Source organism: Endobacterium cereale (assembly GCF_009617585.1).
Lineage (GTDB): Bacteria > Pseudomonadota > Alphaproteobacteria > Rhizobiales > Rhizobiaceae > Neorhizobium > Neorhizobium cereale.
The window spans coordinates 1-9,134 of sequence record NZ_WIXI01000021.1 but is presented as its reverse complement, the minus strand read 5'-3'; the positions used below and the strand labels follow the sequence as shown (position 1 = coordinate 9,134).

The 9,134-nt window shown below is 58.0% G+C and carries 10 protein-coding genes and 1 pseudogene; 3 read left to right on the top strand and 8 right to left on the bottom strand.

Annotated elements, in window-relative coordinates; all coding sequences use genetic code 11:
* Positions 1 to 36 precede the first annotated feature (36 nt).
* Both GAO09_RS00185 and napE read right to left on the bottom strand, forming a co-directional pair.
* Positions 37 to 537: a ferredoxin-type protein NapF gene (locus tag GAO09_RS00185; RefSeq protein ID WP_153352065.1), complete on the bottom strand. Its 501-nt coding sequence runs from the start codon at positions 535 to 537 to the stop codon at positions 37 to 39.
* 5 nt (positions 538 to 542) lie between these two features.
* The gene (gene napE, locus GAO09_RS00180; RefSeq protein ID WP_153352064.1) at positions 543 to 758 is read right to left on the bottom strand and encodes a periplasmic nitrate reductase, NapE protein; all 216 of its coding nucleotides are present in this window, start codon (positions 756 to 758) and stop codon (positions 543 to 545) included.
* A gap of 245 nt (positions 759 to 1,003) precedes the next feature.
* Here napE and mog point away from each other — a divergent pair, with 245 nt between their 5' ends.
* Positions 1,004 to 1,522 (top strand): molybdopterin adenylyltransferase, encoded by a 519-nt coding sequence (mog, locus tag GAO09_RS00175; protein WP_153352063.1) that lies wholly within the window; start codon positions 1,004 to 1,006, stop codon positions 1,520 to 1,522.
* Between the two features lie 288 nt (positions 1,523 to 1,810).
* Here mog and GAO09_RS30210 read toward each other — a convergent pair whose 3' ends face one another.
* Positions 1,811 to 1,933, bottom strand: a complete 123-nt coding sequence (locus GAO09_RS30210) for a hypothetical protein (protein WP_274379740.1) — start codon at positions 1,931 to 1,933, stop codon at positions 1,811 to 1,813.
* Positions 1,934 to 2,584: 651 nt separating this feature from the next.
* Between GAO09_RS30210 and GAO09_RS00170 the strand changes: the two genes are divergently transcribed.
* Positions 2,585 to 4,648: a prolyl oligopeptidase family serine peptidase gene (locus tag GAO09_RS00170; protein WP_235937872.1), complete on the top strand. Its 2,064-nt coding sequence runs from the start codon at positions 2,585 to 2,587 to the stop codon at positions 4,646 to 4,648.
* Positions 4,649 to 4,685: 37 nt separating this feature from the next.
* On the opposite strand, the gene GAO09_RS00165 is transcribed toward GAO09_RS00170, so the two are convergent.
* Positions 4,686 to 4,946, bottom strand: coding sequence for a hypothetical protein (locus tag GAO09_RS00165; RefSeq protein ID WP_153352062.1), 261 nt, complete (start codon positions 4,944 to 4,946; stop codon positions 4,686 to 4,688).
* Positions 4,924 to 5,184, bottom strand: coding sequence for a hypothetical protein (locus GAO09_RS00160; protein ID WP_153352061.1), 261 nt, complete (start codon positions 5,182 to 5,184; stop codon positions 4,924 to 4,926). The genes GAO09_RS00165 and GAO09_RS00160 overlap by 23 nt, the downstream gene beginning before the upstream one ends.
* A gap of 155 nt (positions 5,185 to 5,339) precedes the next feature.
* On the opposite strand from GAO09_RS00160, the gene GAO09_RS00155 reads away from it, so the two are divergent.
* Positions 5,340 to 5,576, top strand: coding sequence for a hypothetical protein (locus tag GAO09_RS00155; RefSeq protein ID WP_153352060.1), 237 nt, complete (start codon positions 5,340 to 5,342; stop codon positions 5,574 to 5,576).
* Between the two features lie 68 nt (positions 5,577 to 5,644).
* Here the strand turns inward: GAO09_RS00155 and GAO09_RS30205 are convergent, their stop codons facing one another.
* The 3 genes and pseudogenes from GAO09_RS30205 to GAO09_RS30405 form a co-directional block, all read right to left on the bottom strand.
* A complete protein-coding gene (locus tag GAO09_RS30205; protein WP_274379741.1) occupies positions 5,645 to 6,064 on the bottom strand; it encodes an SDR family oxidoreductase in 420 nt (139 codons plus the stop codon).
* 71 nt (positions 6,065 to 6,135) lie between these two features.
* The gene (locus tag GAO09_RS29820) at positions 6,136 to 7,347 is read right to left on the bottom strand and encodes an SDR family NAD(P)-dependent oxidoreductase (protein ID WP_274379739.1); all 1,212 of its coding nucleotides are present in this window, start codon (positions 7,345 to 7,347) and stop codon (positions 6,136 to 6,138) included.
* Between the two features lie 278 nt (positions 7,348 to 7,625).
* A pseudogene (locus GAO09_RS30405) lies at positions 7,626 to 8,344 on the bottom strand (LysR family transcriptional regulator).
* Between the last annotated feature and the right edge of the window lie 790 nt (positions 8,345 to 9,134).

Sequence of the window (9,134 nt, the reverse complement as noted above, 5' to 3'; positions counted from 1 at the left end):
ACGACGACGACCGCGCTCGATATGTGATGCTGCGGCTCACGCATGCGCCACCTCCCTTGTGTTTGCCGTCATGGTGATGGACCGGGTAGGGCAGACCGAAATGCAGGCGCCGCAGCCGGTGCAGGCATCGCTGTCGAGCAAGGGCACGAATGGTCCGCCCAGCCTTGGCCTGAAGCGGATCGCCGTCGTCGGACAGACTTCGCGACAGGCTTGGCAATCGACGAAGTTCAAAGCGAGACAGGTGTCTGCGATGACGGCGTGATGAGCGAACGATGTGGCGGGCTCAGGCGGGAAAACCCGCTCGGGACATCGTGCGGAACACTCGCCACAAAATGTGCATTCGCCGGCCTGGAAATCGACCACAGGCAAGCCCTCACGCATCAGGATCACTTTGGTCGGACAAGCTTCGGCGCATTCGCCGCAGCCGGAGCAGTTGCCGATGGATGTGTCTGTTACGCCGGGTGGATAATAAGCCTGCCGGTGGCGCAGAACGCTACCGGTCAAAAAGGCGCGACGTGTGCTGGCGACCTGACCCATGGTCGTCACTCCGCCGAATTCGGGCGGGCCGGGGTGATGTCATGCGGGCCGGGCGGGCCGTAGACGATCTGGTATGCCCATACCATGAAGCCATAGCTGGCAACCGTTCCAACTGCGACAACCGGCCAGATACCGAATGCGAGAACGGCAAATGTCAGCAACTCGCGGCGCCGCTTCCGGCGGAACGAAATCCGCTCCGTTGTGGTTTTTGCTTCTGTCATGCCTGCATCCGCCTAGTATGTAACTCGCCTAGACATTAAGCAAAGCGTCGGAGCGTCTCTTTGATCTGGAGCAATGAGAATTGATAAAATGCTGATTTTATAGGCACGGCGCTCAGTCGCCGATCGCTGCCTAGGTTGTTTTTATGATTATAGATCATATTTTGAGCAATTTGAAGACTTGTGAGTCAATGTGAGCTGGCGTTGCATTCCTCATGCTGGGCGGCTTGATTTAATGGGACATCGAGATGAAAATTTTTGTGGTGACGATCTCTGACCGCGCCAGCCGTGGTGAATACGAAGATATCAGTGGCCCGGCGATCGAACGCTGGCTGCGGAAAGCGATCACCAGCGTTTACGACCTGACACGCGTGATCATTCCTGATGGCGAGGAGACCGTTCGAGATACCTTGATTGACCTGAGTGACAATCAAGGCGCGGAACTGGTGCTGACCACGGGCGGAACCGGGCCTTCCCCACGCGATCAGACGCCGGAAGCCATGGTGCAGGTTCTCGAGAAGGAACTTCCGGGTTTTGGTGAACTGCTGCGACGTGAAGGATTAAAGCAAACGCCGACCGCCATATTGTCACGTCAGACGGCAGGCACGCGAGGCAAGACGTTTTATCTCAATCTGCCCGGTAAGCCCGCAGCAATCGATATGTCGTTGGACGCCGTCTTTCCGGCCATTCCATATTGTCTTGATCTGATCGGTGCAGGGCGCATTGAAACGGATCCCGTGGTGGTAAAGAGTTTCCGACCATTATAATCGTGGTGAAGGCGCCGCGTTATCAATCCGGACAGCTTACTGCGGGACGGATGGGACGTGGTGCAGCTAGGGCTCTTTTCTTTTTAAGGCACCTGGAAGAGTTCGAACCGACGCTTCCGACAACACGCGATGTATCCCCACTTTCAGATGGGCGTCTCTAGCTTTAATTCTTTTGAGATGAACCCGGCCGCGGCGTTTCCGGTTCGCAGAACGACAGGGTGCTGGCGCGACGAATGGCCTGGGCGAGCCGATTGTTGATTTCCGCAAGTGTCGGCACCTGTCCGTATTTCACCGCCCCCGGCTGACCGTCTCGTCGACGATGCGCATCGCTGCCGCAACCGTTGCCGCGCAGAGCCGCACCTCGAAATCCTTTGGTGAAAGATCGAGGCAGTAAGCGATGACGACGGCCATTCGGTCCTCCGTCATCCGGGTTGACATGAGCCAGGGTTCTGGCAGCGCCGGCTCTTCCTCAATCCGGGCAATGAGGTGCACGACAGGAGCGCTGTCCTTTATCTATTTGCTGAAGTTGCAATTGATCTCCAGAAACCGATCGACGGAGATATCAAACGGCTAGTTCTCCAGCCTGGCGGCAACGCGTTGCGAGGTCAGCGCGAAGAGCGGCTCGACGCAACTCTCCTTGCTGTGGAAATAGCGCCATAGCGTTCGCTTTGATAGCCCGCCGCCTCAGCGATCTCGTCACCACTCGTGCCGGCCGGCCATGCTTTTTTCCAGGAACAAGCGCGCGGCACTTCGCGCCACCTCAATATGCGCCCCATTCCGGATCGTCCTGCTCATCTGTGTCTCAACTCACGACATTTGCAACCTATGTGACGCTTAATGACAATTGGCATGGGTCAAAATTATCCTATCAATACGAGTTCGCGCAAATCAGCATCACAATAATGACACTAAGTGCCATTATCCAATTTGCTCATGCCGAGACATTCAGCCTTCCACAACCAATGCATTCCCGCCGGGCTTCCGATGAGAACACCTATCGCAATTGCCATCTCCTTTTTTCTCCAGATTCACAACGTGTCCGCCCAACCAATGGAGGATAATTTGCAGAAGATCATTTATCCGAAAACCGAACGCATCGACGTAACCGAGGAACATTTCGGCCGAACCGTCGTGGATTCATACCGCTGGCTTGAGAATGACGCACCGGACGATCGCGCGGTGTCCGCCTGGATCGAGGCGCAGAATGCGCTCACGCAGAAACACCTGGAGGCCCTTCCCGGACGGGACCATTTCCGCAAGCGGATGACGGAGCTGCTGGACTACGACCGCTACACCGTCCCGCGAAAGCGCGGGGACCGATATTTCTTCAACTTCATCAAGGGGAATGAGAACCAGCCATCCCTCTATGTCCGTGACGGCGTCTTCGGCGAAAGCCGAGTGCTCATCGATCCCAATACATGGTCGCCAGACGGTGCCGACGCGCTGACCGACTGGAGCGTGTCCGATGACGCCCGCTACGTCGCCTTCGGCGTACAGGAAGGCGGCACCGACTGGCGTACCATCAAGGTGCTCAATGTCGAAAGCGGCAAGGAACTCGCCGATTCTCTCGATGGCGCACGCTTCACCCGCCTGGCCTGGGCGCCAGATGGATCGGGCTTCTTCTATTCGCGCATGCCGAGGCCCGCTCAGGGCTCAGGCAGAGGCGCGGTCGTCGCCAATCACGCTGTCTACTTTCACAAACTGGGCAAGCAGCAGGCCGATGACCGGCTCATCTACGCCACACCCGATCGCCCGGACCTGTTGCACGGAGCGGACCGGGTTTCCGGCGGACGCTACCTCACTATTTCTTCAACGCCAGGGACGAACGAAAGCACTCTGACCGTCATCGACCTCCAGGCGCGGAACTGGACGCCGAAAACGGTCGTGCCGGATATGGAATCCTCATGGTATGTCCTTGGTAATCATGGAACCGAGTTGCTGCTCGCGACCACGCTTGGAGCCGAACGTGCGCGCATCGTCTCTCTGGACATGGCCGCGGCGAAGCCGGAACCGAAGGAAATCATCCCCGAAGCTGCCGATGGCGCGGTGCTGGACGCCGCGGTCATCGCGGGCGACACGTTACTGGTGAGCTACCAGATCGACGTCAAGACGGAGATCCGCCGCTTCACGCTCGACGGCAAGCCAGATGGAACGGTAGATCTGCCGGGGGTCGGAACGGCCCGATTTCTGGAAGGCGACGCCAGAGAGGCCTTTTTCGTCTTCACCAGCTACGACGCGCCGATAGCGATCTATCACTACGACATCGCTTCAAAAAAAGTCACGCCGTGGGCGGAACCGAAAGTGCCGATCGATCTCGAAAGCCTCCATGTCGATCAGCGCTTCTATCGCTCGAAAGACGGCACCGAGGTGCCGCTGTTTCTGATCCGCCGCAAGGATATCACCGCGGCGGCACCGACCCTGCTCTATGGTTATGGCGGTTTCGGCCTCAGCCAGATCCCCATCTACAATCCCATCCAGCTTGCCTGGGTGGAACAGGGGGGCGTGCTGGCGGTCGCCAACATTCGTGGCGGCGGTGAATATGGCCGGGCCTGGCACCGTGCCGGACAGCTCGAGAACAAGCAGAACTCGTTCGACGACTTCATCGCTGCCGCCGAATTTCTGAAACGGACGGGCATCACCTCACCAGACGGCCTTGCCATCCAGGGTGAGTCCAACGGTGGCCTTCTGGTTGCCGCCGTCACCAACCAGCGTCCCGACTTGTTCGACGTGGCGCTGCCGGGCGTCGCGGTCACCGATATGTTGCGCTACGAGCAGTTCACCGGCGGTGGATTGTGGAAGGGCGAGTTCGGCAGCCCGGCCGAGGAAAAGCATTTCCGCAACCTCATCACCTATTCGCCCTATCACACGATCCGGAAAGGTACGGATTATCCGGCGATCCTGGCGCCAACGGCGGATGCCGACGACCGTGTCGTCCCCGCCCACACATTCAAATACATCGCGGCCCTGCAGGCCACCGATCTCGGCCCCAAACCACGTCTCATGCGCGTTGAGACACGCGCCGGCCACGGCGCTGGCATGCCCATCGACAAGGTCATCGCCCAGCATGCTGACATGTGGGCCTTCGCCGCTTACTGGACCGGCCTGAAAACCACCCTGCCGAAATGAAGTAATCGAAAGGAGATTGATGATGACAAAGTTCAATTCACTCAGAAAACACCCTAAATCGATATTCGCAGCGGGCCTCTCTGTCCTCATGCTCGCCGGATGCACGTCTGCCGGAGCAGGCGATCATGCCGACGGGCGACGGTGCTCCGAATACTGGCATTACCGCGATTGCATGTACATGCAGCACCATCGTGAGCGCGAGCAGCTCATCAATCAGGAAAAGGCGCTCATCAATGCCGAGCAGGCCCGTGAGAACCTGCGGATGCTTCGTGAGATCAGAAGAAAACGCGGTGAACATCCTTGAGCGCTTCCGCTTTTGCATTGAACAGCAGGAGAAAAATCAGATGAATGCACAAACCTCGGCCCATACCGCAGACCATATTTCCGAGATACTGAAACGAAACGAACAGGCCATGATGGCCGCCATCTTTAAGGCCTGTGACGACGCCGCATGCTCCATTGACGACGAGCTGAGGTCGGCCGGCATCAATCCGATCAGGATGAGGGACGGCTATTTCGCTTCGGTCGCGCTGCATCTTTTGTTTCTCAACCAGTGCGGCGCGGACATGGAAACGAGCGAGGTGGCGACCCCAGACGCGCCGCCCGTCTGCTTCGAGCCGGCCGAAGAATTTCTGCCTATCATTGGGAAGGCATCGACGCGGAGCAAAGTTCGAGGAGGAGCGATATCGCAATGGACGACGACGAAAGACGCGAGCTTGCCGACGGTGCGCAGAGAGCAGTATTCAACACAGCAATACGGGCTCTGGTCGACCACGCAAGCGCAGCCGATCCGGAACTGGGTACCCGCATCACGTCCGACATCGAGACCTACATCACAAAGCTCGCGCAGCAGTCGGAGACGGATCGTTATTTCGCCGAGCGATTGCGGGAAAGCGTTGCGGTTCTGCTGCGGCCGCCTGAAGATTGATGCCAGGAGTGCTTTCTGTAAAATCATCAGCGCAATGATACGCTCCCAAGTGGATGTTGGAACGACGGTCAGATTGTCCGCGGCATGATCTGGCTTGGTGGCCGGTTCGTTTCGCCCCAAAGCACGTGAAGGCGAAGCGCGGCCCCGCTCGTGCTCCCCGTGGATGCGAAGTATAGATTGATTAGGATCACTTTCGCATCAGCCGCTCGAAGGAACCGTGATATCATCGAATGCCACTGGAGCGGTGAGCATCGCAGCCTCCGGGCTGCTCGTACCTCCCGCCCTTCACACCTTTCGAAGCAAGCGATTTGGACGCTTAAGCCGCCATCGACCATGAAGACCGATCCGACGACGAAGCTTGCGCGGTCGGAGGCGAGAAAGGCGACGGCCTTGGCAATCTCGCTGGGTTCAGCAGAGCGGCCGATGGGGGCGGCCTTTCCGCGATGGGTAAGGAAGCCCCGGCCGTCATTGCGGCAGGTATGGAGCAGATTGGTGACGACATGCCCCGCACCAACCGCATTGACCCGGATGCCACTTCCAATGCAAGGGCCCGGGTCAACTACGCGACCGTGCCCTTCGAGGCCGCATAAGGGCGATATACCTGAAAGGCAAAGAAGGATGCGTAGGAGGCGATGTTGACGATCGCGCCTTTCCTGTTCGGGAGCATCGCTTTTGCCGCTTCGCGGGAGAACAGGAAATAGCCGGTCGCATTGATCGTCATCACCTTTTTCCAGTCCTCTTGGGTCGTCTCGACCACAGGCTGATAGTTGATGTAGCCGGCATTGTTGACGAGGATGTCGAGATTGCCGAGGCGTTCTGTGGCGATAGCAACCGCTTTCTCCGCGCAGCCGTCTATCGTGACGTCGGCAACCAGCGGCGCAAGGCTGGCAGATGCCATTCTGTTGACAGTCGCGTCTTGATCGACGGCGACCACCTTGGCGCCTCGTTCGATGAATAGTTCGGCAATCGCGCGACCAATCCCGCTTGCTGCTCCGGTGATGATCGCCACATTGCCGAGAACCTCATTCGGACTTTTGCTGTCAGCCATATCGGGTCCTGTAAAACTGCCGGTCGGGCTTTCCGTGTCGAGAGCGGCAAGAACAAGCGGACGCGCTCCGACCTCGTCCGTGCCCTGGAAATCGCTGATGGCGGTCGCCGTGTAACTCGGTCCGGCAGCTCGACGTTTGATGCCTGCACCCTCTAGTTCGATGGCAAGCGCCACGGTTATCGCGTTGAGGGCTGTCTTGGATGCAGAATAGGTGACACCGTCAGACGAGCGGAAGGGGAAATTGGGGTCTGAGTTGAGCGCCAGCGAGGCCACTCCGCTCGAGACGTTTACAATGCGTCCTGCCGAGGACTTTCGGATCAGCGGCAACAAGGCCTGCGTCACGGCGAGAACGCCAAAGACATTCGTTTCGAAGACTGCGTGAACTTCATCCAGCGGCGCGACACTCGCCACGCTTGCGGCTATGACTTCCTCGCCTGATTGATAACGCGCCGACTGGCCGATGCCGGCGTTGTTGACCAGAAGATCGAGGCGACCGAAATCGGCTGTGATGCGCTTGGCAGCGGTGGCCATACTCTGCGGATCGGTCACGTCGAACTGGATGGTGACGGCACCTTGCCCAATATCCTCGGCGGCCGTCTGCCCATTGGAGAGAGCCCGCGATCCGACGAGGACAGTATAGCCATGGGGCTCAGCTCCTTGGCGACCTGCTTTCCAAGTCCCTTGTTTGCCCCGGTGACCAGAGCGATCATCTTGTCCTTGCATTGCTGGTGCTCCCATGCACGGCTTGCTCTTGCAGTTTGCAACAGCTTGTCTCGGCAGACTTAGGCACTCAAAAACCATGCAGAAGGCAACGGGCAGGACTAACTTTTATTCCTCCATGCAATGGCCTTGAGAAGCCGGAGGCTTGGCTCCCCATTTTACACATTGCGAAATGAAATCGCTTATGACCCGGACCCGATGCGAAATTCGAGCGCTGTTATAGGCCGCATGGAGAGGGGACCGGCGCTGCGGCAGACGCGGTCAGCAGCTCGACCAGTTTGTCAGAGTGAAGTTCCGCCTCGAAGAGTGCCATGCGCTCTGTACAATCCCGAGGCCAGCGAGAGCGGCCGAGCGCATGTCCGCCGGACCGTTGCAGCTGAAAATTCCTGCATGTGGGACTGGACGTCCCGGCCGCTATTTCTAAAATGCCAATCGATGATTGCGCAGAGATATCGGTTCGGCAGGAGTTGGTGTGAGGCGATGTCCGATGGTTTCAGCGGCTTGCCGTGGCCTGCGAGATAAGTTGGGCTGGCGACAGTCGCAAACCGCATACTGCCGATCCTGCGCGCCACAAGTCCGGAGCTATGAGATGACCGACACGGATGGCAAGATCGAGACCTTCCTGCATCAGATCGGCATACCGTTCAGAGACGATGAATTCGACGGCAACGTCAGGGCAGCGCCTGTAAAACTCCGGGAGCTTCGGGACGATGATCATGCTGGTCAGGATCGGCGGAACCGCCACTCGGACGGTCCCCTTCGGCTCGTCATGACCATGCTCACTGCGGCTCTCGGCATCATCAAGATCACTCGGTACCCGAACGGCTGCCTCGTAAAAATCGATGCCCGCTCGGGTGGGGCGTAACGCCCTCGGTGTTCGACTCAGCAGTGGCGCGCCAAGCCGGCGCTCCAGTGCCGCGACCTGCTTGCTTATTGTCGGTTGCCCGACGCTGAGCTCGCGGGCAGCCTGAGATAAGCTCCCGCTCTCGACGAGCCGCACGAAAACTGCAATGCGACCAACCTGTCCATTCTTCGAGAGAATAGGGCGGGTCGGCGCGGGCGCCAACTGACTGAAAAAACACCCCCGTAAGGATTGGCTTTTATAACAAAGCTACAGGTACCCTCAAAAAAACCAAGTGCAGGTGACGGCCCATCTTTATCGCGTGCAACGCGTTTTTCCGCAGGAACACGACCGATGCGCTGACGGACCTTTCCAAACAAAATCGATGCCCGTAAACGGCAGATCAATTGTGAGCCAAAGGCTACGTAATCGCGCCGAACGGTTTGCAGGTTCATATCTCCGCATCGAACGGGCAGGGATGGGCGAACTGGTCGAACTCCAGAAAATCGGATTCGAGTTAGAGCGCGACATGGAAGTCTGACAAGACGTGGCCTGCAATCTGCTTCCCTCTCACCACGGATTTGGTGGCATCGCCGGAAGCACGTTATCAGTCTGCGGCTCGCCTAATCGCCTAATCGCATGGTCGCAGGTTCAAGCACTGCATCGCTTCGTCCATGCGAGTTCAATGCATCTCAGCGAAAGCTGGAAACGAGGCTTCTTTGATACAGAGGTGTCGACTGCATTCGCATAGCCAAGGTGCCTGGACTTGCCCTTGCAACTCGCGGAAATTATCGTCCGCTTACGGAAGAACGGATATTATCTTTTTAAATCAATACCATATACGTTTATTCTCAACGATCTCACTTTTCCCCATTGACGTTTTCGGGTGTGTGGGACTATAACCCGGTCACTGACGAGGGCGGCGGCGCTGCTAGCGACGAAGTCTCTC

Excerpts from the sequence above, each read along its gene's own strand:
- GAO09_RS00185 (WP_153352065.1), bottom strand. The coding sequence starts at position 537 with ATGGGTCAGGTCGCCAGCACACGTCGCGCCTTTTTGACCGGTAGCGTT.
- napE (WP_153352064.1), bottom strand. The coding sequence starts at position 758 with ATGACAGAAGCAAAAACCACAACGGAGCGGATTTCGTTCCGCCGGAAG.
- mog (WP_153352063.1), top strand. The coding sequence starts at position 1,004 with ATGAAAATTTTTGTGGTGACGATCTCTGACCGCGCCAGCCGTGGTGAA.
- GAO09_RS30210 (WP_274379740.1), bottom strand. The coding sequence starts at position 1,933 with ATGGCCGTCGTCATCGCTTACTGCCTCGATCTTTCACCAAAGGATTTC.
- GAO09_RS00165 (WP_153352062.1), bottom strand. The coding sequence starts at position 4,946 with ATGTTCACCGCGTTTTCTTCTGATCTCACGAAGCATCCGCAGGTTCTC.
- GAO09_RS00160 (WP_153352061.1), bottom strand. The coding sequence starts at position 5,184 with ATGCAGCGCGACCGAAGCGAAATAGCCGTCCCTCATCCTGATCGGATT.
- GAO09_RS00155 (WP_153352060.1), top strand. The coding sequence starts at position 5,340 with ATGGACGACGACGAAAGACGCGAGCTTGCCGACGGTGCGCAGAGAGCA.
- GAO09_RS29820 (WP_274379739.1), bottom strand. The coding sequence starts at position 7,347 with ATGCAAGGACAAGATGATCGCTCTGGTCACCGGGGCAAACAAGGGACT.